23 protein-coding genes and 1 tRNA gene are annotated in these 22,865 nt (G+C 64.5%); 16 read left to right on the top strand and 8 right to left on the bottom strand.

Annotated features, from left to right (window positions below; translation table 11 throughout):
- From queA to ligD, 11 genes are all read left to right on the top strand, one after another.
- A partial coding sequence (queA, locus tag P1X14_RS13660) for a tRNA preQ1(34) S-adenosylmethionine ribosyltransferase-isomerase QueA (RefSeq protein WP_277315934.1) occupies positions 1-746 on the top strand: 746 nt, incomplete at its 5' end.
- A 91-nt stretch (positions 747-837) separates the two neighbouring features.
- Positions 838-1,143 carry a DUF1778 domain-containing protein gene (locus P1X14_RS13655; protein WP_277315933.1) on the top strand — a complete coding sequence of 102 codons (306 nt, stop codon included), beginning with the start codon at positions 838-840 and terminating at the stop codon, positions 1,141-1,143.
- 13 nt (positions 1,144-1,156) lie between these two features.
- Positions 1,157-1,681, top strand: coding sequence for a GNAT family N-acetyltransferase (locus tag P1X14_RS13650; protein ID WP_277315932.1), 525 nt, complete (start codon positions 1,157-1,159; stop codon positions 1,679-1,681).
- Between the two features lie 228 nt (positions 1,682-1,909).
- On the top strand, positions 1,910-2,878 hold the full coding sequence (locus tag P1X14_RS13645) for a hypothetical protein (RefSeq protein WP_277315931.1): 969 nt from the start codon (positions 1,910-1,912) through the stop codon (positions 2,876-2,878).
- Positions 2,875-3,786, top strand: coding sequence for a hypothetical protein (locus P1X14_RS13640; protein WP_277315930.1), 912 nt, complete (start codon positions 2,875-2,877; stop codon positions 3,784-3,786). Before P1X14_RS13645 ends, P1X14_RS13640 begins: the two co-directional genes overlap by 4 nt.
- Entirely contained in the window at positions 3,783-6,311 is a 2,529-nt protein-coding gene (locus P1X14_RS13635; protein WP_277315929.1) for a hypothetical protein, read from the top strand. Before P1X14_RS13640 ends, P1X14_RS13635 begins: the two co-directional genes overlap by 4 nt.
- A gap of 165 nt (positions 6,312-6,476) precedes the next feature.
- Entirely contained in the window at positions 6,477-6,998 is a 522-nt protein-coding gene (locus P1X14_RS13630; protein WP_277315928.1) for an EF-hand domain-containing protein, read from the top strand.
- A 51-nt stretch (positions 6,999-7,049) separates the two neighbouring features.
- Positions 7,050-8,054, top strand: a complete 1,005-nt coding sequence (locus tag P1X14_RS13625) for a cation diffusion facilitator family transporter (protein WP_277315927.1) — start codon at positions 7,050-7,052, stop codon at positions 8,052-8,054.
- On the top strand, positions 7,987-8,709 hold the full coding sequence (locus tag P1X14_RS13620) for an HAD hydrolase-like protein (protein WP_277315926.1): 723 nt from the start codon (positions 7,987-7,989) through the stop codon (positions 8,707-8,709). Before P1X14_RS13625 ends, P1X14_RS13620 begins: the two co-directional genes overlap by 68 nt.
- 72 nt (positions 8,710-8,781) lie before the next feature.
- A complete protein-coding gene (locus tag P1X14_RS13615) occupies positions 8,782-9,651 on the top strand; it encodes a Ku protein (RefSeq protein ID WP_277315925.1) in 870 nt (289 codons plus the stop codon).
- A 2-nt stretch (positions 9,652-9,653) separates the two neighbouring features.
- A complete protein-coding gene (gene ligD / locus P1X14_RS13610; RefSeq protein WP_277315924.1) occupies positions 9,654-12,158 on the top strand; it encodes a DNA ligase D in 2,505 nt (834 codons plus the stop codon).
- Positions 12,159-12,214: 56 nt separating this feature from the next.
- Here the strand turns inward: ligD and P1X14_RS13605 are convergent.
- Positions 12,215-12,290 (bottom strand) — tRNA-Ala (locus P1X14_RS13605).
- A 210-nt stretch (positions 12,291-12,500) separates the two neighbouring features.
- On the opposite strand from P1X14_RS13605, the gene P1X14_RS13600 reads away from it, so the two are divergent.
- Entirely contained in the window at positions 12,501-13,346 is an 846-nt protein-coding gene (locus P1X14_RS13600) for a DUF2171 domain-containing protein (RefSeq protein WP_277315923.1), read from the top strand.
- Between the two features lie 42 nt (positions 13,347-13,388).
- On the opposite strand, the gene P1X14_RS13595 is transcribed toward P1X14_RS13600, so the two are convergent.
- From P1X14_RS13595 to P1X14_RS13580, 4 genes are all read right to left on the bottom strand, one after another.
- Entirely contained in the window at positions 13,389-14,297 is a 909-nt protein-coding gene (locus P1X14_RS13595; RefSeq protein ID WP_277315922.1) for an alpha/beta hydrolase, read from the bottom strand.
- Complete coding sequence (locus P1X14_RS13590) at positions 14,294-14,503, bottom strand: helix-turn-helix transcriptional regulator (protein WP_277315921.1); 210 nt, start codon at positions 14,501-14,503, stop codon at positions 14,294-14,296. Before P1X14_RS13590 ends, P1X14_RS13595 begins: the two co-directional genes overlap by 4 nt.
- Entirely contained in the window at positions 14,500-14,913 is a 414-nt protein-coding gene (locus P1X14_RS13585) for a hypothetical protein (RefSeq protein WP_277315920.1), read from the bottom strand. The genes P1X14_RS13590 and P1X14_RS13585 overlap by 4 nt, the downstream gene beginning before the upstream one ends.
- A 368-nt stretch (positions 14,914-15,281) precedes the next feature.
- On the bottom strand, positions 15,282-16,661 hold the full coding sequence (locus P1X14_RS13580; RefSeq protein ID WP_277315919.1) for a Mur ligase family protein: 1,380 nt from the start codon (positions 16,659-16,661) through the stop codon (positions 15,282-15,284).
- Positions 16,662-16,729: 68 nt separating this feature from the next.
- Between P1X14_RS13580 and P1X14_RS13575 the strand changes: the two genes are divergently transcribed.
- Positions 16,730-17,566, top strand: a complete 837-nt coding sequence (locus P1X14_RS13575) for an LD-carboxypeptidase (protein WP_277315918.1) — start codon at positions 16,730-16,732, stop codon at positions 17,564-17,566.
- Between the two features lie 132 nt (positions 17,567-17,698).
- Here the strand turns inward: P1X14_RS13575 and P1X14_RS13570 are convergent, their stop codons facing one another.
- Complete coding sequence (locus P1X14_RS13570) at positions 17,699-18,088, bottom strand: helix-turn-helix domain-containing protein (RefSeq protein ID WP_277315917.1); 390 nt, start codon at positions 18,086-18,088, stop codon at positions 17,699-17,701.
- A gap of 104 nt (positions 18,089-18,192) precedes the next feature.
- On the opposite strand from P1X14_RS13570, the gene P1X14_RS13565 reads away from it, so the two are divergent.
- Positions 18,193-18,939, top strand: a complete 747-nt coding sequence (locus P1X14_RS13565) for an SDR family oxidoreductase (protein ID WP_277315916.1) — start codon at positions 18,193-18,195, stop codon at positions 18,937-18,939.
- Positions 18,940-18,954: 15 nt separating this feature from the next.
- Here the strand turns inward: P1X14_RS13565 and P1X14_RS13560 are convergent, their stop codons facing one another.
- Positions 18,955-19,161, bottom strand: coding sequence for a hypothetical protein (locus P1X14_RS13560; protein ID WP_277315915.1), 207 nt, complete (start codon positions 19,159-19,161; stop codon positions 18,955-18,957).
- 322 nt (positions 19,162-19,483) lie between these two features.
- On the opposite strand from P1X14_RS13560, the gene P1X14_RS13555 reads away from it, so the two are divergent.
- Together P1X14_RS13555 and thrS are read left to right on the top strand one after the other, a co-directional pair.
- The gene (locus P1X14_RS13555) at positions 19,484-19,969 is read left to right on the top strand and encodes a hypothetical protein (protein WP_277315914.1); all 486 of its coding nucleotides are present in this window, start codon (positions 19,484-19,486) and stop codon (positions 19,967-19,969) included.
- A gap of 80 nt (positions 19,970-20,049) precedes the next feature.
- A complete protein-coding gene (gene thrS / locus P1X14_RS13550) occupies positions 20,050-22,041 on the top strand; it encodes a threonine--tRNA ligase (RefSeq protein WP_277315913.1) in 1,992 nt (663 codons plus the stop codon).
- Positions 22,042-22,089: 48 nt separating this feature from the next.
- Here the strand turns inward: thrS and P1X14_RS13545 are convergent, their stop codons facing one another.
- Positions 22,090-22,833 carry a hypothetical protein gene (locus P1X14_RS13545; protein ID WP_277315912.1) on the bottom strand — a complete coding sequence of 248 codons (744 nt, stop codon included), beginning with the start codon at positions 22,831-22,833 and terminating at the stop codon, positions 22,090-22,092.
- Positions 22,834-22,865: the final 32 nt, after the last annotated feature.

Below are 22,865 nucleotides of genomic sequence, written 5' to 3'. Positions count from 1 at the left end.
GGCGGCTGCGCGACGGCGACGCGATCGATTTCGGCGCAGGCGTGAGCGCAGTGGCCGGGGACCGCGGCGAGGATGGCAGCTTCGCGCTCGACTTCGCCGGGGATGAGCCGGTCGAGCTGCTGCTCGAACGCTGCGGCCGCATGCCGTTGCCGCCCTATATCGCGTCGAAGCGCGCCACCGACGAACGCGATGCCGACGATTACCAGACGATGTTCGCCGACCAGCCCGGCGCGGTCGCGGCGCCCACCGCGGCGCTGCACTTCACCCCCGGACTGATGGCCGCGCTCGACGCCGCCGGGATCGGCCATGCCACGCTGACGCTGCATGTCGGCGCGGGCACCTTCCTGCCGGTCAAGGCCGAGGATACCGACGCGCACAAGATGCACGCCGAATGGGGCCGCATCGATCCCGCCACCGCCGACCGCCTGAACGCCGTGCGCGCCGCGGGCGGCCGCGTGATTGCCGTCGGCACCACCAGCCTGCGCCTGATCGAGAGCGCGGCGGGCGACGACGATGTGATCCGCCCGTTCGAAGGCGACACCGCGATCTTCATCACGCCCGGCTATCGCTTCAAGGGCGTGGACGGCCTGATCACCAACTTCCACCTGCCACGCTCGACCCTGTTCATGCTGGTATCGGCGCTGATGGGGCTGGACGCGATGCAGGCGGCGTATGCGTATGCGATCGCGGAGGGGTATCGTTTTTACTCTTACGGGGATGCGTCGCTGCTGCTGCCAAAGGCCTAGGATCCACCCCGCGGCTAGTCGTTAACCTATAATTGTATTGACATTGTATATACGTCATGTGCATGGGTCGGCGACACAAGGGTAAGTTCCGATGAACAAGAATCGCGACATTCCGGAGTCCGCCCCGAAGCGGACCGTCTCCGATCAGACAATCAATCTTCGCGTCTCCAGCCAGATGCGCGATCTTATCGATCGCGCCGCGGCGGCGAGCGGAAAGACACGCACCGAGTTTGTTCTCGAAAGCGCTCGTAGCCGCGCGATCAATTTTTTCCTCGACGAGGTGGTGTTCAACCTCAATGAGGAGCAGACCGTCGAGCTCGACTCGCTGCTGGATAACCCGCCGCGACCCGTTCAGGCACTTCGCACCTTGATGGTCGCGAAGACGCCCTGGAAGTAGGGATGGTGCGACGATGGCCGACAGTTCCATCTATGCACGACCGACTCCGATCACCAGTCAACATCGGCTGGCCGAATTTTCGTGCGGAAATTCGTCGATGGATTCCTGGCTCAAGAAGCATGCGATCCATGACGAGGGCCGCGCATCACGAACCTATGTAGTCACGGTCCGCGCACAGGTTGTCGCGTACTACACGCTCGCGGTCGGCTGCATGACGTTGAGCGCCCTTCCCCGTAAAATCCGCCAGAACCTGCCGCAGCAAGTGCCGATCACGGTGCTGGGCCGGCTGGCGGTCGATATCGAACACGCCGGCAAGGGCATCGGTCGCGCCCTGCTATGCGAAGCGATGCAGCGCACGCTTGAGGTCGCCGAGCATGTCGGCGTCCGCGCACTGGTCGTCCATGCGATCGATAGCGACGCGGCACTATTCTACGAACAGTTCGGTTTCCTGCGTTTTCCCGCCGGCTCACTCATACTCCTGCTCCCGATCGAAACCATCGCACAGGCGATCGATGAAACATCCGGAAGCAAGGATTGAGCAATGCTCAGCGCTCGGATCCCCATCGATTCGGCCCTGATGCGCCAGAAACGACAAGACTATCGGGCACCTCGTACGACAATTCGTCGCACGAATTCGCGCATTCGTCGCAGTTTTAGCTACGCCGGTAATAATCGTGCGCGCTTCCGGCCAAATCGCTCCGTCTTGGGGCTAGACAATGGTTACGAAGTCTTTCACCTTTGCATTGAGCGGGGGCAGGAGTTCGCAATGGCGTTGCGAGATATCGCCAATGCGATACGAAAGGCGCCGGCTGCTCCCCGCGCCGAGGCGCAGCTTCGCTGGCGATTCCACCATCTGGCCGCCGGCCTCGCCAGCGGCCAAGTCTCGCTGGAAGCGGTCAAGCTTCGCCTGAAGCGCGTAATCGAATTGTTCGATGATCCGATGTTCGGCGCGCCCGACTGCAACAAGCTGCTGCGCGCCCACACTCAGGCAATGAACGATTTCAAGGAAGGGCAGCATTACCAGCGGCCCGAACAACTGGTTGAGCATCTCGACCAGCGCGCGCTGACCATTCAAGTCAATGCCGGGGGCGCCTTGGGTGCTCACTGGGGAATGGGCCGGCTCGCGAAGGCGCCGGACATCGTCACAGCCTTTCTGAGCGGCAAGCTCGATGGCGAGGTCGGGCCGCCCGACCGGCCATTGTGGATCACGCCATATGCAGGCGAGCTCCAACTGCTCTGTATCGAGGCAAGCAGTCGTTATGTCCCCGCGGCACGGCGCGCGGAGATCGCGCGAGCGGTAGTTGATATTCTGGGACTCGCCCAGGTTCGTCCCAGAAACGAGCTTATCGCCCTGGTGAGCCAACGGACGATTGGCGAGTTGACGTTCGTACGCCCGGATGACGATGCCCGGATGCTGCCGGTGGGTCCCACCGCCATCGAAGCACGGGGTAGCGAACGCTTCCGCTGCTGGCCCACGCCACCCGAAATCGATCCCTATGGGCGGACGTACAGCCTCGATCGGGCAAGCCGCGATCGATCCTTCCGTGGCAAGCATGGCGTACCCGAAGCGGTTCGCCCAAGGATGTCGATACGCGAATTCGGAGAATGCGTTTATCTTGGCCCGCTCGACAATCGGACATTCGACGACGCCGACGACGCATATCTCAAAGCGATTGGCGTGTCGGAGGGCTGCGCAGGCGTATTGCTGGCGCTGGCAGAGGTGACCGGTTTATGAGTGACACCACTCCCTATGTGCCTGGTCCAATCACCAGCGAGACCGATCTGATACACGGATCGATCGATGTGTGGTCGCCCTGGCTTCGCGCAGCGATCCGTAGCTTTACCCGCCCTGCCGCCCCGATGCGTGATGCAAGGGTGTTCGCGCCGCTCGATATCGATGCAGCGTCCCCCTCGCTCGCGGGCGACATCGCGCATCAGATTCAATTGCTCACTGCGAACGGCAATCCGGCAGCAGAACAGGCCGCCATTGACGTGCTGGCGCGCTGGTCGCTTGCATATGACGGCTGGGAAGGCGCGGCTTTATTGATACAGATCGCAACCGAGCTGGGCTGCGGCGGGCCGGGCGTGGCGCCGGCGATCAACCGGCTGCTCGGTATGGCTGAGACCCAGCCTGCCGAAGCGCGAAGTGCGTTGGCATTTCTGGCAATGGACGCCGCAAGCCAGCGTTTCAAACGTTTCGAAGTGGTTCAGTTGGCCGAGTTGCTCTGGCAGCTCGACCTGCTCGAGCCCCATCTCGCTGCGGATCTCGCGATCATCCTGGCCGGTTCGGATGCAAAGGGGTTACGCGAGCTACCGGTCGAGCTGATCACCGTGCTTCCGAATATCACCGATGAGCAGCGACAGCCCAACTATGTCGACGCCATCGCCGACCGGCTACGCGTCACCTTCGCCCCGGAACAACTCGCTATCGCGCTGCAACCCGATGACAGCGATAGCGACCGGCTTGCCGATTTCCGCAACGCACTGGCAGCGACCATCGTGGTCCCCAAGGATATGCCGGTGGTGTCGCAGGACACCATGAGCGAGTTCAGGGACCGAACCATGGATATCCGGAGGCCGGACGTCTTTATCGAGGCCTTTTTGATCGACACAGACAATCCCGATGAAGGCGGCCCGCCATGACGCCCGAATCCGCCTCTGCCGCGCTGCAGAACCTGGTCCGCAAGCTGGGCTATCTCATCGAGATTACCCGGATCGTCGATCGGAATGCCGAAGACGGCACGTTCCACAGCAATCTCGACGGTGAGATTATCTATGTGTTCGACACCAACGTCGTTCAGATGTTCCTGCAACCCGATCGGGTTCCGAGTTTCAGCGAGGTGTTCCATACCGAGGTATTGCGTACGCACCCGTCGCAGCGCGATCATGATCGCGAAATAAACCAGCAGGGCTGCCTGCTCGCTGCAGAATATCTCATGTCCGGCGAACTCCCGGGGCAGCATGAAGACGGGCGCTGGTACATGAGCCGGCTGCACCACCGGGAAACACAGGCGCAGATCGAATATCTCCAGGAGCGGATTCGCGAGAACGGCGCGCGGATCGACACCGATTTGATCCTCAGGAAGCGTACCAGCGAAGACCTTGAACTGCTGAACGCGGCACTCAAGGTCGATCTGGGCGACCGGGACGGCATCATGGGCCTTGCACGGCAGTTGGACATGAGCATGGCGGCTCTCGACGAGCTCCGCCAGATGCCGCCCGACAAGTTCCGCGAACGCGCCGCGGGCATCCAGTCGCGCGCCGCATGCCGGATTCTGGCTCGCGAACAAGTGTTCCAGCCTCTCCGGCAGCTCAGGCGCTTCCACACGCCCCAGATCGCGGGCGCTGTACGCTCTCTCGAATCGCTGCTGAATGTGAACGCCGACGACATGATCACGATCAATCGCGAGGCCGAAAGCTGGCGAGCTACGCTTTCCACGGCGCTGCTCCGGCGCTCACGCTCGGCGAGCAGGACGCGGGATTCGGTGACCGCGGACTGCCAGACGCTGGCGCTCATCAGTTGGGCTAGCCGTCAGCCGCGGAACCAGCACCGCCGCTTCGTCTTCGTCACCGGCGACCGGGTTCTGCTCGATGCTTATCGGCACCATCACGTCACCGACAGCCAGCGCCGGCCATTTCTGCTTCGCCCGATCAACCACTTTGCGCCGATGTTCAACCCGCGCAGCGCAAAGAGCTTCCTGCCGAAACGGGATCTGGCGTTTCGCCGGCTGCGGCAGGCGCTCGAAGGCGCAATGGTCGCGCTCAATCTCGCGCTCCTTTCCGGCGACAAGTCCGAATACCGGCTGCGCGCGCGCGATCATTTTTCGGTCCAGGTCGAGCTGGAGATCGAGCAGATCAGCGAAATCCTGCAACGCTATTTCCCGATGTTCCGCGATGAGAACTGGGTGAGCCAGCAGAGTGCCGGCTTCAGCGTGCTGATCGACGAACTACGCGCGATCGAGCCGTTATTTCTCGAAGCCTATCCCGCCTTCATCGCCGCCCGCCTCGACCGGACGCGGGATAGCTTCAACAGCGCGCATGACGCCGACGTCGGTGAAGCGTTGGGCGACAAGGTGGCTCGCGGCCTGACCGAGGCGGTCAAGGCCGGCTTCCAGTTCTCTCTGCCGATGATGCAATATGCAATCGAGGATCAACTTGAGGAACTGCGTTCGCGCGAAAGGATCGATGGCGAACGGGCGGTGATCGCGACAAGACTGTCGTTCGTCACGGACGGCGACGAACTGCTCAATTTCAATCAGGAGATCGACAAGCTCCGCCACGCCCAGGCCGATGAGCTGCCGCGCATCCTGCAACCCTTGTCCAGCCGGATCTTCACGATCGCCGCCTTGCTCGCATTCCGGCTAGAAAGTTGGAAGGACGCAGCGCGATATGCCAGTCTGGCCGTCAGCGCATCAGAGCATCGCGTTCAGCAGGCGATCGAGCAATCGAATGCCGAATGGGATGACCGTTACGAACATCTCTATCTGGAGGCGGTGGCTATCCGCTTTCGGCTGGCAGCAACCAGTCCGGCGGCGGGGCGGGTCTATGGCGACCCCTGGGCCGAATGGCTGGCCTCTGCCGACGACCGGCTCAACAGCTGCGTACAGCACCATGGTGCCTATGATCACCGGTCACGGCTGATGCGTTCGCATTCGGAACGGGCATCGCTGCACGTGTCCTATTGCGAATGGTTTGCTTTCGGAGGGCTCGACAACCCATCCATCTACCCCGATGCGGCCAATCACGCGCTGAAATCCCTGCGCATCGTGGTGGAGAACCTTCACCGCTGCGACGACCTCGCCAAAGATGCCGAAGAACGCGCGGCCGAGGCCGATGGTGGACCGACCGGTGGCTCGCACTTCGTCCTTGACGCGGTTACCAAGCAGTTCCGTTTCAATGTGTTCGCGACCGTGCTGGTTGCTGCGCGCCTCAAGACGCTCTGGCAAGCGCGTGGCAGTGAAGTAGACGAGATCATGACCGACTTGCCCGAACCGTACGAGGTTCCCTGGGAAAAGAAGCCGACGATCGCCAAGGCGTATCTTGCCGCCGTCAAAGGACCCGTGTCGGATTTGCTCGATCTGGATACGTCCGGCCTGAGCTTGCCGCTCGATCAGGCCGTGATCGACGGCCTCAAGAACCAGTTCGCATCGCCGGTCCGCGCTGCATAAGCCTTTGCCATTTCAAGGGCAGGAGCAGGCGGCCGCAAACCAACGACGGTGTGGGGTGAGAGAATTGATCGCCCCTCACCGCGGCCCGCCACGCAATCGCCACACACTGGCGCTTCTAGGGAACATGCCGGCGCGCCGCCGCCATTGCCCGAGGAGTTGCCCGACATGCGCCTGATCCCGATGCTTGCGGGCCTGCTTCTCGCTTCGCCTGCGCTGGCGCAGAATGCGCCGGGTGCGCCAGCGGCAACTCCGGCAACAGGACAGCGCCCGGCCCAGCCGGTTGCGAACATCATTGTCGAGCCGGTCGCGATGATGATCGCGGCGTTCGATACCGACGGCGATGCGCGCGTGACCCGTGCGGAGTTCGATGCCGGGGTGACGCGCAGCTTTGCCAGTGCGGACCGCGAGAATAGCGGGTCGATCGGCTATATCCGCTATGCCGAATGGGCACTGACCTGGCTGGGCGACCGCAACGCCCTGCCCGGCCCGTTCGAAGTCGATACCAATGGCGACAACCGCATCACGCTGGACGAACTGCGCGCGCGGTTCGCGTTGCTCTTCACGCGCTTCGATGCAGACAAGGACGGCGTGCTGATCCGTTCGGAGCTGGTGACGATCCGCACCCCGCAGCTCCAGATGGAGCGCGGGCAGCGCCGCCGCGAGGATTCGCAGCGGCCGCCGCAATAATCCCCGCTATGTCCTAGCATCACCTGCGTCGGTACCGCTAAGAACGTCACAATGGGCGCACACCACGATCATCACCATCACGCGCCGGTCGATTTCGGCCGGGCGTTTGCGATCGGGACGATGCTCAACCTCGCCTTTGTCGCGGTGGAGGGCACGTTCGGCATCCTGACCGATTCGGTCGCGCTGCTGGCGGATGCCGGACACAATCTGTCGGACGTGCTGGGGCTGCTGATCGCCTGGGGCGGGGCGGAGCTTTCGAAACGGCCGCCGTCGAAGCGCTTCACCTATGGCCTGCGTGGCTCGTCGATCCTCGCGGCGCTGGCAAACGCCGTGCTGCTGCTGATCGCGGTGGCCGCCATCAGCATCGAGGCGTTCCACCGCATCGGCAATCCGCCGCAGGTGCCGGGTGGCACGGTGATGATCGTCGCCGGCATCGGCATCGTCATCAATCTGGGCACCGCAATGCTGTTTGCGCGCGGGCAGCAGGACGATGTGAATATCCGCGGCGCCTATATCCATATGGCGGCCGATGCGGCGGTCTCGGCGGGCGTGGTGATCGGCGGCGGGCTGATGCTGCTGACCGGCGCGGAGTGGATCGATCCGGCACTCAGCCTGATCATCGTCGTGGTGATCCTGTGGAGCACATGGGGTCTGGCACGCGATTCGCTGGTGATGGCGCTGAAGGGCGTGCCGCCGGGGATCGACGCGGAGAAAGTGGGCGCTGCACTGGCCGCCCTGCCCGGTGTCACGCGCGTGCACGATCTGCATATCTGGCCGATGAGCACCACCGAAGCCGCGCTGACCGCGCATCTGGTGATGCCCGGCGGCCATCCCGGCGACGATTTCCTGATCGATCTGCAGCACCGTCTCGATCATGACTTCAAGATCGACCATATCACCATCCAGATAGAGCTGGGCGACGGTGCGGAGTGCCGGATGCACGGCCATGGACACGGCCACGGCCCTTCGGATGGACACGACCACGATCATGGACATGATCACGACGATCGACATGGAAGTCACGCCGGACACGGCCATGGTCACGCCCATGGCTGAGCCGGTGCGCGAGCCGATCCGGCTGATCATCTTCGATTTCGACGGCACCCTGTCCGACAGCGGCGACTGGTTCCTGTCGGTGGTCGACGATCTGGCGAAGATGTTCCGCTTCCGCACGGTGAAGCCCGAGGAAGTCGAGATGCTGCGCAACCGCAGCTCGCGCGAGGTGATCGAGTTTCTCGGCATCTCGCGGTGGAAGCTGCCGTTCATCGCCTGGTATGTCCGACGGCTGGTGGGCCGCAATGTCGGCCAGATCGAGCTGTTCCCCGGCACGCCCGACATGCTCGAGCGATTGAAAGCGATGGGCCTGCAGATCGCGCTGGTCACCTCCAATTCGGAAGCCAATGCGCGCGGCATATTGGGGCCGCAGCATGCCGCGCAGATCGACTGGTTCGCCTGCGGATCATCGCTGTTCGGCAAGGCGCCGAAGTTCCGCAAGGTGCTCCGCAAGCTGGGCATCGCCGCCGGCGACACGCTGGCGATCGGCGACGAGACCCGCGACGTGGACGCTGCCCGCGAAGTCGGCATGCGCGCCGGATCGGTGCTGTGGGGCTATGCCGCCGAGGAACTGCTGGTGAAGATGCAGCCCGACGCGCTGTTCCGCTCGCCGCAGGACATCCTCGACTATGTCGCGGCGCGCCGGCCGGACGCCTGACCGGCAGGACGGCTCCCTCACCCATCGGAACCATCGCTGCCGCCGCACGCTTGTTCGCGCGGAGGTTCGCATATGGCGGCACGTGCATATTGGCAGGGTCAGATCAAACTGGCGCTCGTCTCGATTCCTGTCGAAATCTACCCCGCGACCAAATCCGGTGCTGCTGTCAGCTTTCGCCAGATCCACGAGCCCACCGGCAAGCCGATCCGCTACGAAAAGGTGGTCAGCGGCGTCGGCCCGGTCGATCCCGACGAGATCCTCAAGGGCTATGAGCTCTCCAAGGGCAATTACGTCCTGCTCGAACAGGATGAGATCGAAGCGGTGAAGATCGAGAGCCGCAAGACGCTCGATCTGGTCCAGTTCGTCGAGGCGGATGCGATCGACGTTCTCTATTACGAGAAGCCCTATTTCGTCGTTCCGGCCGACGATCTGGCGGAGGAAGCCTATGCGGTCCTGCGCGACGCGTTGCGCCAGACGAAGAAGGTTGGTCTGGGCCAACTATCCGTGCGCGGGCGCGAGCAGCTGGTGTCGCTCAAGCCGTGCGGGCGCGGGCTGGTGCTGGAGGTGCTGCGCTATGCCGACGAGGTGAACAAGGCGCAGAGCTATTTCCGCGGCCTGCCGGCCGACACGGCCGACGAGGACATGCTCGATCTCGCCACCAGCATCATCGACAAGCGCACCGCCCCGTTCAAGCCGGAGGAATTCCACGATCGCTATGTCGATGCGCTCCACCGCCTGATCGACAAGAAGAAAAAGGCGAAGGGCAAGCGCATCATCGAAGATGTCGACGACGAACCCAGTGGCCGCGGCAGCGGCAACGTCATCGACCTGATGGCCGCGCTCAAGAAATCCGCGGGCGGCACCGCACGCAAACCCGCCGCCAAAACCGCGCCGAAAAAGCCCGCCGCGAAGAAGGCGGCGCCCAGGCGCAAGAGCGCCTGATCATGGCCGCCACCGGCCTGCTCGACACCTACAACGCCAAGCGCGACTTCAGCCGCACGAAGGAACCAAAGGGCAAGCTCGCGAAGAAGGGCGGCAACAGCTTCGTCGTCCAGAAGCACGCCGCCACGCGGCTCCACTGGGATTTCCGGCTGGAGATCGATGGCGTCCTCAAGAGCTGGGCGGTCACCAAGGGGCCGAGCTGCGATCCCGCCGACAAGCGGCTGGCGGTGCGCACCGAGGATCATCCGCTCGATTACGGCGAGTTCGAAGGCAACATCCCCAAAGGCGAATATGGCGGCGGCACCGTGATGCTGTGGGATCATGGCAGCTGGGAGCCGATCCCCGGCAAGAGCGCCGACGACCTGAAGGACGGTCATCTCCATTTCATCCTCCATGGCGAGCGGATGAAGGGCGAATGGCTGCTCGTCCGGATGAAGGGCCGCCCGAGCGAGAAGCGCGAGAACTGGCTGTTGCGCAAGATCGACGACGATGCGGCGGGAACGGGCGACACGCTCGTCGAACGCGGCCTCACCAGCGTGCTGACCGGCCGCTCGCTCGCGCAGATCGAGGCGGACACCGCCGGCACGCAATCGCTGCAAGGTGCCAAGGGCAAGGCCTTCGCGCAGAAGATGCAGGCGGCCAGGACCCACAATGCCCGCGTCAAAGGCAAGGTGAAGGCCCGCGCCGCGCAACTTCCCCGCTTCGTGAAGCCGCAGCTTGCCACGCTGGTCGACGATGTCCCCACCGGCAACAACTGGCTGCACGAGATCAAATATGACGGCTATCGCGCGCTGATCGCGGTGCGTGGCGACGAGGTGAAGCTCCATACCCGCAATGGCCTCGACTGGACCGCCAAATTCGGCCCGCTGGTCGATGCGATCGCCGCGCTCGACCTGCCATCGGCATTGATCGACGGCGAGATCGTCGCCTTCGATGCGAACGGCAATCCCAGCTTCTCCGCGCTGCAATCGGTACTCAAGCGCGGCCATGGCGAACAGCGCGCCGACACGCCCTTCCACTTCTTCGCGTTCGATCTGCTCTCGCTGGATGGCATCGACCTGAAGTCGCTTCCCACGATTGAGCGCAAGGAGCGGCTGGAGGCGCTGCTCCACCACGCCGAACCCCCGATCCATGTCGCCGATCACCTGATCGGCGCGGGCGAGAAGCTCTATCGCTCGCTGTGCGGCGCGGGACAGGAAGGGATCATCGCCAAGCGCATCGACGCGCCCTATCGCAGCGGCCGCACGCGCGCCTGGGTCAAGGTCAAATGCACCCGCCGTCAGGAGTTCGTGCTTGTCGGCTGGACCGCGAGCAAGGCCAAGGGACGGCCCTTCGCTTCGCTGCTCCTTGCCCAGCAGGAAGGGAAAGTGCTGGTCTACAAGGGCAAGGTCGGCACCGGTTTCGATACCGCGACGATGGACGAACTCGCAAAGGCCATGAAACCGCTGACCGTGCCCGAAGCCGCGGTCGAGGTTCCGCGCACCGAGGCGCGCGGCGCGCACTGGATCAAGCCGAAGCTCGTCGCCGAAATCGCCTTCGCCGAATTCACCGGCGATGGCCGTGTCCGCCACGGCAGTTTCCTTGGCCTGCGCAGCGACAAGCCCGCAAAGGCGGTGAAGGCCGAACGCCCCTCCCCGGCGCCGGCGCCATCGTCGAGCGTGAAGATCAGCAATCGCGACCGCGTGATCTTCCCCGACAGCGGCCAGACCAAGGGCGAACTGGCCGACTATTATGCCCGCATCGCCCCGTTGATGCTCCCCTTCGCCGCCAACCGCCCGATCAGTCTGGTGCGCTGCCCGCAGGGGCGCGCGAAGAAATGCTTCTTCCAGAAGCACGACAGCGGCGCATTCGGCGAGAGCGTCCACCACGTCCCGATCCGCGAAAAGGGCGGCGGATCGGAGGACTATCTCTATGTCGAGGACGGCGACGGCCTGTTGACCTGCGTCCAGATGGGCACGATCGAATTCCATGGCTGGGCATCGCGCGCCGACGCGGTCGAACGGCCCGATCGCATGATCTTCGATCTCGATCCCGACGAGGGCATGGATTTCGCCCGCGTGCGGCAGGCCGCCGCCGACATCCGCGATCAACTGAGCGGTCTCGGCCTCGTGTCCTTCGCCATGCTCTCGGGCGGCAAGGGCGTCCATGTCGTCGTCCCCCTCACGCCCGGCCATGACTGGGAAACGCACAAGGACTTCGCCGCCCGCTTCGCCCAGGCTCTCAGCACCGCCGACCCCGATCGTTTCGTCGCGACGATGAGCAAGGCCAAACGCAAGGGTCGCATCTTCATCGACTGGCTGCGCAACCAGCGCGGCAGCACCGCCGTGCTGCCCTATTCCGCGCGGGCAAGGCCGGGTGCGCCGGTGGCAGTGCCGGTGGCATGGGAAGAGCTGGAAACCATGAAGGACGCGCACCCGTTCGGCATCGCCGATGCAGCGTTGCTGGTGGAACGGGCAAAGGCGCTGAAAGGCTGGGGATTTGCCGCGCAAACCTTGCCGGCGATCTGATGCATACGGTCAGGAAAGCGCCGGATATCGCAGCGGAATGTGCGGGAAGTGGCGGCTGGTGGAGCTGAGGGGAATCGAACCCCTGACCTCTGCAGTGCGATTGCAGCGCTCTCCCATCTGAGCTACAGCCCCGCCACCGTTCCCGGCGTGCCGGGAGGCGATGCATTACCCACAGCTTTGCCCGGATGCAACTGCGTTGAACGCGGGATTGCGACCCCATTGCGACATGCGGCGAATCGACTGATTTCGCGGCCAATTTTCAGGAACCATCACTCCCTTCATCCGCTGAAACGCACGGCGGGCGCACCGGCGCCCGAACCCTGTACAGTGATGGAGAGTGACATGGACGACCGCTATCCCGGCTATGACGATCGCAGCTATTTCGGTCCGCAGGATCAGGTGCAGGAGCGCAGCCCCCGCAGCTCCGGCGGCTATGGCTATTCCAGCGCGCGCGATTACGCCGCTTCGGGTGAGTTCGGCAGGTACGCGCCGCAGTATCGTGATCGCGACCATGGTGCCTACGGCCAGCGCGGCGACTATTCGCCCCAGCGCCTGCGCGCCGACTGGGATCGCCCGCGCTACGACCAGCCGCGCAGCCGCGATGGCTATGACAGCCATGACCGTGGCTTCTTCGACCGTGCCGGGGATGAGATCCGTTCCTGGTTCGGCGACGCCGAAGCCGAACGCCGACGCCAGCGCGACGCGCGCGAGGACGATCTGCGCATGCGCCAGAGCGATGCCCATTATGCCGGCTGGCGCACCGAACGCATCGCCGAGCTGGATCGCGACTATGACGAATATCGCCGCGAGAATGCCAAGCGCTTCCATGACGAGTTCAGCGGCTGGCGCACCGATCGCCAGGGCCAGCGCGACGGGCTGGGCCGCGTGACCGAGCATATGGAGGTGATCGGATCGGACGGTGCGCATATCGGCACGGTCGACAAGGTGCGCGGCGATCGGATCGTGCTGACCAAGAGCGACAGCGACGCTGGTGGCTACCATCATTCGATCCCGTCGCGCTGGATCCAGTCGGTCGACGACAAGGTGACGATCCGCAAGAGCGCCGACGAAGCCAAGGCAGCATGGAAGGACGAGGAGCGCGGCGCGTTCTTCGGTTCGGATCGCGACGAGGACCGCTCGTGGCGGACCGACCACAACCTCAACCGGGCTTTCCCCGGCACCTATTGAGGGCAGGACGGGGGCCCGGCGCCGAGCCGGGTCCCCTTTCCCTCATTCCGCGAGGAACTTCGCCAGCTCGGTCGCGAACAGCGCGGGCTGGTCCAGCATGATGAAGTGGTAACTGCCCGGGATCGCCACCAGCTTCGCCGTGGTTCCGGCATAGGCTGGCTCCCAGATCGCCTTCGCCATGGGTTCGCCCATGCCCGCCGCATAGAGGACGGTGAACGGCTTGGCCGCGATCTTCCCCATATGCGGGCGCATATCGGTCACCATGTCCTCGTACAGCGCCGTCGCCACGACGCGCATATCGGCCTGGAGCGCCCAGTTGGCGACCTTGATCCTGCCCTCGGCCGTGATCGACTGGTTGCCGCCGGGATCGCTGGTGACCGGCGTGCCCGCCGCGGCCTTGGCGCGTTCATGGCCGCCCGCGATCATGTCGCGCATCTGCACCGCGCGTGGCTCGATCGCCGCGACGTCCGCCGCGCCGAACATGGTGCCGATGAACGGGAAGGCATCGACCACCATCAGCCGGCCGACATCCTCGGGATGCCGCGCGGCCAGCATCATGCCGAGCAGCCCGCCCAGCGAGTGACCGACCACCGCCGAACCCTGTGCCTTGTTCTCGCGGATATAGGCGTGAAGCTCTGCGAGGACGCCTTCCAGAATGTCGGGCGTCAGGTTGTTGCGAGGATCGTCGCCGCCAAAGCCGTTGATCTGGACCAGATAGACGCGGTGCGTCTTCGCCAGCTCCGGCGCCACGCCGTCCCACACCGCGCGCGGGCTGGAGAGGCCGGGGATCAGGAACACCGGCTTGCCCTTGCCGATCGCGCGGATCGAGATGTGGCCCATCTGGGTGATCTGGTCGCCCGGCAGCGAGGCGGCGGCGGGCGTTGCGGCGGCAGGCGCGATCGCCAGCGGCGTGACCAGCAGCGCGGCGGCAAGCAGAGTGCGAGTGATCATCGACTGTTATCCTTGGAAGGGTTCTGGAAAATCTCTTCGATCGTCAGTTCGAACAGGTCGGCGATGCGGAAGGCGAGCGGGAGCGAGGGGTCGTAGCGCCCGGTCTCGATCGCGTTCACGCTCTGGCGCGACACTTCGAGACGTTCGGCGAGATCCTGCTGGCTCCAGGCACGTTCGGCGCGCAGGACGCGGAGGCGGTTGTTCATTCGGCCGATCCCTGCATGCGGTCGCGCACGGCCAGCGCCGTTTGCGCCATTCCCCAGGCGAAGCACCAGCCGGGGAAGGCCCAGAACACGTTGACCTGCCCGATGACCCGGTGGATCTGGAGAAAGCCCAGCACCGTCGAGAGCGCCAGGACCACACCCATCGCGAAGATCATGCAGGTCACCAGACGCTGGCGCACATATTCGTCGGTCTCTTCGGCGAGATAGAGGCCCATCACGATCAGCACGCCGATGATCGGCAGCGCAGGCAGGATCGAAAGTCCCGCCAGCACCGCGCCCGCCGGCCGGGCCGCATCGATGTACCAGGTCACGCCGGCGAGGATGGCGCAATAGGCAATCATCGTCGGAACGAATCGCTTCACATAGCGGCGAGCGGCGGCGGACTGGGCCATGATGTCAAGTTCCCTTTCGAATCAGTCAAGGACCCTTTACGTCGATCGCTGCAATCATGTCAATGACACTTTCCATTTCGTAAAGCGTGCTTTGAAAACCCCATTTTGGCGGAAACGTACAAGCTAATATGTGTTATTGCCTCCATGTGCATGTTGCAGATGCGAAATCGGGGGTGGCCGAATGAACATTCTACAGCTGGCGCAATGTGCCGTGGGCAAGCACAAGCGCGACCGCAAAAACGTGAGACGCGATGAATTCGATTATCATTCGAAGTGCGTCGGCTGTGGCAAGCCGATGATCCGCGGCGCGACCGGATGGCATGTGACAGAGAAGGAACCGGTCGGCGCCAAGCCAACCGGCAAGAATTCTAAGCCGGTAAGCCCGCCACCATCTCCGCCGCCAGCAGGCTGAGCGTATCGTCGCGGGCGCCCATCAAAACGATGCGATCCCCCGGCTGGGCCGCCTCGACCAGATAGTTCGCAGCTGCAGCACGATCGGCGATATGGATCGCTGTACCGCCGACGTCACCGACGATATCAGCGCTGGTCACTTCGCGGCTCGTCGTACCGCCATGATAGACCGGATCGGGCAGTACCAGCAGGTCGTCCGCACCCAGCTTCGTCCGGAACATCTCGACCAGCTCGCGCCGCATCACCTTCAGCGGGCCATAGCCGTGCGGCTGGAACATCACGAGCAGGCGACCGGGAAAGGCGTGCAGCGTATCGAGCGTGGCCGCGATCTTGTCCGGGTTGTGCCCGAAATCGTCGATCACCGCGACGCCACCGGACTCGCCGACCAGTTCGAACCGGCGCTTGAGCCCGACAAAGCCTTCGATGGCCTTTGAGGATTCGGCCAGGCTCAATCCTGCCGCCATGCCCGCGGCCAGCGCTGCCAGCGCGTTCGACACATTGTGCCGCCCGGGAACGCCCAGTCGCACCCGCCGCGTCGCGCCGTCCGCCTCGAGATCGAAACTGATCGCGAACGGCTCGGGCACCAGATTGGTCGCGCGCAGATCGGCGTCGTTGTCGATGCCGAAGGTCAGCAAGCTGCTTGCGCGGCTGGCCAGCGCGATCGCCTCGGGATCGTCGGCATTGATCACCGCCGTATCCGCCTTGGCGACGAAATCGCCGAACAGGATGCGCAGTTCCTCCATCGACTTGTGATCGAGGCTGACATTGTTGAGCACCGCCACCTGCGGCCGGTACAGCGCGATCGATCCGTCGCTCTCGTCCACTTCGCTAACGAAACTGCCGCCCTGCCCCACCAGAGCGCTGGCGAAGGGGGCGTCGGGGGACGCGAAATTCTTCATCACCGCGCCGTTCATCACCGTGGGATCGCGGCCACAGGCATGGAAGATCCAGCCGATCATACCGGTGACGGTGGATTTGCCGCTGGTGCCCGCAACGCCGACCGAAGTGGCGCTCTCGTTGAACAGGCTGGCGAGCAGTTCCGCGCGCGACATCCGCGCCGCGCCCACGCGCTCGGCCGCGATCATGTCCGGCACCGTCGCCTCGATCGCGGCGGACGCGACCACGATCTGATCGGCGCTCGTGATCCCGCTGCCGTCCTGCGGGAACAGCGCGATGCCGCGCTGCTTCAGGTCGTCGAACTTGGCGGGAAGCCGCCCGGAATCGAGGCTGCGGTCCGATCCGGCGACCGTCGCGCCCTGCCCGGCAAGGATCATCGCCAGCGGCATCATGCCCGAACCGCCGATGCCGACGAAGAAGTAAGGTTTGCGATGATCCATAGGCTCGCGCTATCGGCAATTCATACGGAAGGGGCAAGCCTGCACCGTTCCTTGGGGTGAGTGGGAATATGCGCATCGGAGTCGTCGCGCCGGCACGGACGGTCACCAGGGAAGCGGCAGCGCGCATGGCGGCGTTCATGGCGCTGACCTATCCCGCGCACGAGATCGTATTCCACCCGCAATGCTTCCTCGAACAGGGCCATTTCGCCGGGCCCGACGATGTCCGCGCCGCCGCCTTCCTCGAATTCGCCAACGACTCCGCATTCGACGCGATCTGGTTCGCGCGCGGCGGCTATGGCTCGAACCGCATCCTCCATACGATCATGCCGCAGATCGGTCTGGCGGCGCGCAACAAGACCTATATCGGCTATTCCGACATGGGCTTCATGCTCGGCGCGCTTTATGCCCGCCGCATCGGGCGGCAGGCGCATGGTTCGATGTCGAGCAGCATGGGCCGCAACGATACCGGCGAGGATGCCGGCTGGGTGCTCGACTGGCTGATCGACGGCGGCAAGAAGGGGCTGGAGCCGAGTCTGCTGACCGATCACCGGCCTGCGGCTGCATTCAACCTGTCGATCCTGGCCGCAATGATCGGCACGCCATGGCTACCCGACCTGACGGATCACGTCCTGATGATCGAGGAAGTCGACGAGCCGCTGTACCGGATCGACCGGATGCTGTTCCAGATGGCCCATTCGACCCAGTTGAAGGGCGTCGCCGGGATCCGCCTCGGCCAGGTCACCGCGGTGAAGGACAATGGCGAGGCCGAGGGCAATTACAATTTCGGCGAGACGCTGGAGCAGATGATCACCCGCTGGTGCGGCGAAATGGGCGTCCCCTATCTGGGCCGCGCCGAGATCGGCCATGTCCGGCTGAACCGCGTGGTGCCGTTCGGGGTGATTTGAGGGTTCAGCCGCTTCATTGCCGTTCGTGCTGAGCCTGTCGAAGCACCGTTCTTTTCTACTGACTGCGGTTCGAGAAGAAGTACGACCCTTCGACAAGCTCAGGGCGAACGGAAAAGGGTAGCTGGTCCGCGCCTATCCCGCAGCCCGCCCATCGAACGCCGCCCGCGCCGCTTCGATCGCGTCGAGATTGTTCTCAGCCCACATCCACACGCCGCAAAAGGCTTCGCTCAACGTGTTGCCCAGCGGGGTCAGGCGATATTCCACCCGCGGCGGCACCACCGGGTAGACGGTTCGCACCAGCAGCCCGTCGCGCTCCATCTGGCGCAGCGTCTGGGTCAGCATCTTCTGGCTGATACCGGGCACGCGCTTGCCGATCTGGGTGAAACGCAGCTCGCCGCCCTGCTCCAGCTCCTCCAGCACCAGCATAGTCCATTTGTCGGCTACGCGACCGATCACCTCGTTCACCAGCGCCTCGACGCGGGGATCGACCGGGATCGACGGATCATATCCGGGATGCGCCATCACACTCTCTTTCAGGTAAGTATAATTCTTTTGGGTGCCTACTTTCGATTAGAGAGTATAGCGCTATCTGGGCTGCGGACCAAGCCATGAAAGGAACCGCAGTCATGAAATCCACGGGCAACACCATCCTCATCACCGGCGGCGGGTCGGGCATCGGCCGCGAGCTGGCGCTGCGCTTCGCGGCACAGGGCAACAAGGTGATCGTCGCCGGCCGCCGCCGCGACGCGCTGGACGAAGTGGCCGCCGCTGCGCCGGGCATCTCGGTCGCCGTGCTCGACATCGCCGATGCCGCCGCGATCCCGGCCTTTGCCGAACAGCTTGTACGCGATCATCCCGAACTGAACGTCGTGATCCACAATGCAGGAATCATGGTCGCCGAGGACCTCTCCGGCGATTTCCTGACCACCGCCGAAGCGACCGTCGCCACCAACCTGCTCGGCCCGATCCGGCTGACCTCGGCGCTGCTGCCGCACCTGCGTGCCCGGGCAAACGCCGCGATCGTCACCGTCTCGTCGGGCCTCGCCTTCGTGCCGCTGGCCGCCACACCGACCTATTCGGCGACCAAGGCAGCGATCCACAGCTGGTCGCAATCGCTGCGCCACCGGCTGGCAGGCGACGGCATCGAGGTGATCGAACTCGCCCCTCCGGGCGTCCAGACCGACCTGATGCCCGGCCATGCCGCCGATCCCAACATGATGCCGCTCGACGCCTTCATGGACGAGACGATTGCGCTGTTCGCTCGCCAGCCGACCCCGGCCGAAATCACCGTCGAGCGCGTCGGCATCCTGCGCAATGCCGAGCGCAACGGCCAGTTCGATCAGGTGTTCGCGATGCTCAACGGCGCCCGCTGAATCTAGGCGGCTGATCTATTCCAGCTCGAGGATCCAGCGGCGGGTTTCCGTCGCAGGTGGCATCGGCGGCGTCGGCGCGATGCCCAGCCCCTTGAGCTTGTCGGCAAAGGAAATCACCAGCGCCCCGCGCCGTGCCGCCGCCTCCGGCGTCACGGCGCGGCGGCATGCGGCGAGTTCCTCGGCATAGCGGCGCTGATAATAGCGCCCCTGCGAAATGTTCATTGTCCCCGATTCCCGGATTTTCGCGTCCCCGAATCACCTTGTGCGACGGTTTTCGGACAACCGCGTGACTCGCCGCCCAGCCCGAGATCCGGATGAGCGAGACCCGCCCGACAGTCCTGACATACGGGGTCTGGCCGCTGAGCGGAATTCAACCTATATAACCCGGCATGCAGCGCCATCCGGCCCTTACGACTACCACCACCCCGGTTCTCCGGGCGGTCGTCGTGCGCATCTAGAACGCGCCGCGGCCTCACCCGGGAACGGGTGAGCCGGCGCTTCTCACTCGCTCCCGTTTCTCGTCGCAGCGCCAGCGAGCAACGCCATGCGCTATTACATCGATACCGAGTTCAACGGCAGCGGCGGCCAGCCGATCAGCATCGCGCTGGTGCGGCAGGACGGCGCCGAATTCTATGAAGTGCTGCACGCGCACGAACTGATCGTGCCGTGGGTCGGCGAGCATGTGATGCCGTTCCTCGACAAGGAGCCGGTCGACCGTGCAAACGCGACCAAACGGCTTCAGAAGTTCCTGCGCAAGGATGACGGTCCGCACAGCTTCATCGCCGACTGGCCAGAGGACCTCGTCCATTTCTTCAATCTGCTGATGCGCGGCCATGGGCGGCGCAACGATCCGCTGCAGTTTCGCTGCCTGCTGCTGGACCTGCCCGGTTTCGATACCGCGTCGGCCAGCGCGCGGCCGCACAACGCGCTGGCCGATGCGCACAGCCTGATGGCCTATGTCGAAGCGAACCTGCGCGGTGAGCGGGACGGGATGTGCGCAGCGGACCTCGCATTGCTGGCGGGTGTATAATGAGCGCCTTGCCTAACGCTCCCGCGCGCGGGCATAAGCCGCGCCATTCCCCCGAAGAGAAAGTCATTCCCGTGTCCGAGATGTTCCGCATTACGCTGCCCGACGGTTCCGTCCGCGAGGTAGCCCCGGGGACTACCCCGGCGGACATCGCCGCGGCGATCGGTCCGGGGCTGGCCAAGGCGGCAATCGCCGCGCGCGTCGATGGCGAGCTGCGCGACATCATGCGCCCGTTTGAGGGCGACTCCCAGCTCGCGCTGGTGACGTCGAAGGACGAGAAGGACGCGCTCGAGCTCGTCCGCCACGATTATGCGCATATCCTGGCCGAAGCGGTGCAGAGCCTTTTCCCCGGCACGCAGATCACCTTCGGCCCCTCGACCGACGACGGCTTCTATTACGACTTCGCGCCCAAGGACCGGCCCTTCACCGAGGAGGACCTGCCCGCGATCGAAGCCGAGATGCGCAAGATCATCGCTGCCGATCAGCCGCTGATCCGCGAAGTCTGGTCGCGCGCCGATCTGATCGCGCGCTGGCAGACCGAGGGCGAGAGCTTCAAGGCCGAATGGGCGCAGGAGCTTCCCGAGGGCGAGGAACTGACCGTCTATCGCGCCGGCAAGGGCGAGGACGCGTGGCTCGACATGTGCCGCGGCCCGCATCTGGCCTCCACCGGCAAGGTCGATCCCAACGCGTTCAAGCTGACGCGCGTGTCGGGCGCCTATTGGCGCGGCGATCAGAAGAACGCGATGCTCAGCCGCATCTATGGCACCGGCTGGCTGAACAAGAAGCAGCTGGAAGAGCATCTGACCCGGCTGGAGGAAGCCGCCAAGCGCGACCATCGCAAGCTGGGGCAGGAAATGGACCTGTTCCACCTGCAGCAGGAAGCGCATGGCAGCGTGTTCTGGCATCCGCAGGGCTTCGTCATCTGGCGCCAGCTCGAAGCCTATATGCGCCGCGCGATCGACGATGCCGGCTATCTCGAGGTGAAGACGCCGCAGGTGATGGACGCCCGCCAGTGGGAGCAGTCCGGCCATTGGGGCAAGTATCGCGAGAACATGTTCGTCATCCCCGACGAAGTGCCCAATACCGAGGATGAGGGTCCGATCGTCAGCGACGATGCGCAGTGGATGGCGCTGAAGCCGATGAACTGTCCCGCGCACGTCCTGATCTTCCGTCAGGGGATCAAGTCGTACCGCGATCTGCCGCTGCGCCTCTATGAGAATGGCTGCTGCCACCGCAACGAGCCGCACGGCGCGCTGCACGGGCTGATGCGCGTCCGCCAGTTCACGCAGGACGATGCGCATATCTTCTGCCGCGAGGACCAGATCGTCGAGGAGGTGCAGGCCTTCTGCAAGCTGGCTGACCGGATCTATCGCGACTTCGGCTTCAAATATTCGATCAAGCTGGCGCTGCGCCCAGAGAAGCGTTTCGGCTCCGAAGCGGACTGGGACAAGGCCGAGAACGAGCTGCGCGACGCGGTGGTCCGTGCGGGGCTGGCAACCGAGGAATATGGCTGGGAGGAGCTCCCCGGCGAAGGCGCCTTCTATGCGCCGAAGCTCGAATGGCACCTGACCGACGCCATCGGCCGCACCTGGCAGGTCGGCACGATCCAGTCCGACCGCGTGCTGCCCGAGCGCCTCGACGCGTCCTATGTCGGCGAGGATGGCGAGCGCCATCGCCCGGTGATGCTCCATCGCGCGATCTTCGGATCCTATGAGCGCTTCATCGGCATCCTGATCGAGCATTTCGCGGGCAAGCTGCCGGTCTGGCTCGCCCCGACCCAGGCCGTGGTCGCCACCATCGTCTCCGACGCCGACGACTATGCGAAGCAGGTTGCGGCGAAGCTGCAGGCCGCGGGCATCCGCGTCGAGACCGATCTGCGCAACGAGAAGATCAACTACAAGGTGCGCGAGCATTCGGTGGCCAAGGTCCCGAACCTGCTGGTGGTGGGCAAGCGCGAGGCCGAGGAAGGCACCGTGGCACTCCGCCAGCTCGGCAGCGAGCGGCAGCAGTTCATGCCGCTCGATGAAGCGGTTGCACTGCTGACCGGCGACGCGACCGCGCCCGATCTGAAATAAGCGAAGGCCCGCGGGCCGGTTCCCGGACCGGCTCGCGGGCCTTACGCCTCAGGCCGCTTCGCGCAGCGGCACTGCCTTCCCGCCGCGCCATGTCGCCAGCAGGCCGACAAAGACCGCGCCGGTGATCAGCGTCGAAGTGACCAGGTCGAGCCCGACCATCGGATCCTCGGCAAGGAAATCGCCCGCCGCCGTGCCGAAGGTCCGCGCGATCGCGACCACCAGCCAGTACAGCCAGAACCGGTGCCCCTTCAGGCCCGACCACAGGCCGATCGCGCCGAGCAGCAGGATGCCCAGCGCCAGCGACGCCGGCGCCATGCCGATCGCCTTCCATGCGACGTCGCCATAGAAGGTCCCGAGCACGCCTGCGGTCAGCATCGCACACCAATAGGCGGTGCCCGCCTGCGGCATGCCATGGCGTTCTGCTTCAGCTTCCTCGCTACTCGCGTTGTTCAGGCTTTGCAGCGACCAGAGCGCGGTGCCGATCATCAGCACCGCCAGGATCGCGCCGAAGACCGGCCATGAGATCACCTTCTTGAAATAGTCGGCGATATTGGTCGCCCCGGTGCGAATGATGGCGATCACCAGCCAGTAATAGAGTTCGCGCGGCGCCCGGTCGCGGCGCTCCAGCGCGAACACCACCGCCGCCAGCAGCGCGAGCGGGATGAGGCCGACCAGCTTGTGCAGGCCGCTATTGTGCGCCCACAGATCGCCCAGATTGGTGCCGAACAGGCTGGCCATGGCGATCGCGCACCAATAGCGCGCATTCACGTTCGGGATATGGATGCTCTTCATGAAACCCCTTGTCTGGCGCATGCTGCCGGGGA

This window comes from Sphingomonas sp. AOB5 (genome assembly GCF_029433115.1).
Classification (GTDB): domain Bacteria; phylum Pseudomonadota; class Alphaproteobacteria; order Sphingomonadales; family Sphingomonadaceae; genus Sphingomonas.
This window is presented reverse-complemented; position numbering and strand designations above follow the sequence as displayed.

What these genes read in the sequence shown, in the direction of transcription:
- P1X14_RS13655 (WP_277315933.1), top strand. Translation starts at nt 838, where the DNA reads ATGAACAAGAATCGCGACATTCCGGAGTCCGCCCCGAAGCGGACCGTC.
- P1X14_RS13650 (WP_277315932.1), top strand. Translation starts at nt 1,157, where the DNA reads ATGGCCGACAGTTCCATCTATGCACGACCGACTCCGATCACCAGTCAA.
- P1X14_RS13645 (WP_277315931.1), top strand. Translation starts at nt 1,910, where the DNA reads ATGGCGTTGCGAGATATCGCCAATGCGATACGAAAGGCGCCGGCTGCT.
- P1X14_RS13640 (WP_277315930.1), top strand. Translation starts at nt 2,875, where the DNA reads ATGAGTGACACCACTCCCTATGTGCCTGGTCCAATCACCAGCGAGACC.
- P1X14_RS13635 (WP_277315929.1), top strand. Translation starts at nt 3,783, where the DNA reads ATGACGCCCGAATCCGCCTCTGCCGCGCTGCAGAACCTGGTCCGCAAG.
- P1X14_RS13630 (WP_277315928.1), top strand. Translation starts at nt 6,477, where the DNA reads ATGCGCCTGATCCCGATGCTTGCGGGCCTGCTTCTCGCTTCGCCTGCG.
- P1X14_RS13625 (WP_277315927.1), top strand. Translation starts at nt 7,050, where the DNA reads ATGGGCGCACACCACGATCATCACCATCACGCGCCGGTCGATTTCGGC.
- P1X14_RS13620 (WP_277315926.1), top strand. Translation starts at nt 7,987, where the DNA reads ATGGACATGATCACGACGATCGACATGGAAGTCACGCCGGACACGGCC.
- P1X14_RS13615 (WP_277315925.1), top strand. Translation starts at nt 8,782, where the DNA reads ATGGCGGCACGTGCATATTGGCAGGGTCAGATCAAACTGGCGCTCGTC.
- ligD (WP_277315924.1), top strand. Translation starts at nt 9,654, where the DNA reads ATGGCCGCCACCGGCCTGCTCGACACCTACAACGCCAAGCGCGACTTC.
- P1X14_RS13600 (WP_277315923.1), top strand. Translation starts at nt 12,501, where the DNA reads ATGGACGACCGCTATCCCGGCTATGACGATCGCAGCTATTTCGGTCCG.
- P1X14_RS13595 (WP_277315922.1), bottom strand. Translation starts at nt 14,297, where the DNA reads ATGATCACTCGCACTCTGCTTGCCGCCGCGCTGCTGGTCACGCCGCTG.
- P1X14_RS13590 (WP_277315921.1), bottom strand. Translation starts at nt 14,503, where the DNA reads ATGAACAACCGCCTCCGCGTCCTGCGCGCCGAACGTGCCTGGAGCCAG.
- P1X14_RS13585 (WP_277315920.1), bottom strand. Translation starts at nt 14,913, where the DNA reads ATGGCCCAGTCCGCCGCCGCTCGCCGCTATGTGAAGCGATTCGTTCCG.
- P1X14_RS13580 (WP_277315919.1), bottom strand. Translation starts at nt 16,661, where the DNA reads ATGGATCATCGCAAACCTTACTTCTTCGTCGGCATCGGCGGTTCGGGC.
- P1X14_RS13575 (WP_277315918.1), top strand. Translation starts at nt 16,730, where the DNA reads ATGCGCATCGGAGTCGTCGCGCCGGCACGGACGGTCACCAGGGAAGCG.
- P1X14_RS13570 (WP_277315917.1), bottom strand. Translation starts at nt 18,088, where the DNA reads ATGGCGCATCCCGGATATGATCCGTCGATCCCGGTCGATCCCCGCGTC.
- P1X14_RS13565 (WP_277315916.1), top strand. Translation starts at nt 18,193, where the DNA reads ATGAAATCCACGGGCAACACCATCCTCATCACCGGCGGCGGGTCGGGC.
- P1X14_RS13560 (WP_277315915.1), bottom strand. Translation starts at nt 19,161, where the DNA reads ATGAACATTTCGCAGGGGCGCTATTATCAGCGCCGCTATGCCGAGGAA.
- P1X14_RS13555 (WP_277315914.1), top strand. Translation starts at nt 19,484, where the DNA reads ATGCGCTATTACATCGATACCGAGTTCAACGGCAGCGGCGGCCAGCCG.
- thrS (WP_277315913.1), top strand. Translation starts at nt 20,050, where the DNA reads ATGTTCCGCATTACGCTGCCCGACGGTTCCGTCCGCGAGGTAGCCCCG.
- P1X14_RS13545 (WP_277315912.1), bottom strand. Translation starts at nt 22,833, where the DNA reads ATGAAGAGCATCCATATCCCGAACGTGAATGCGCGCTATTGGTGCGCG.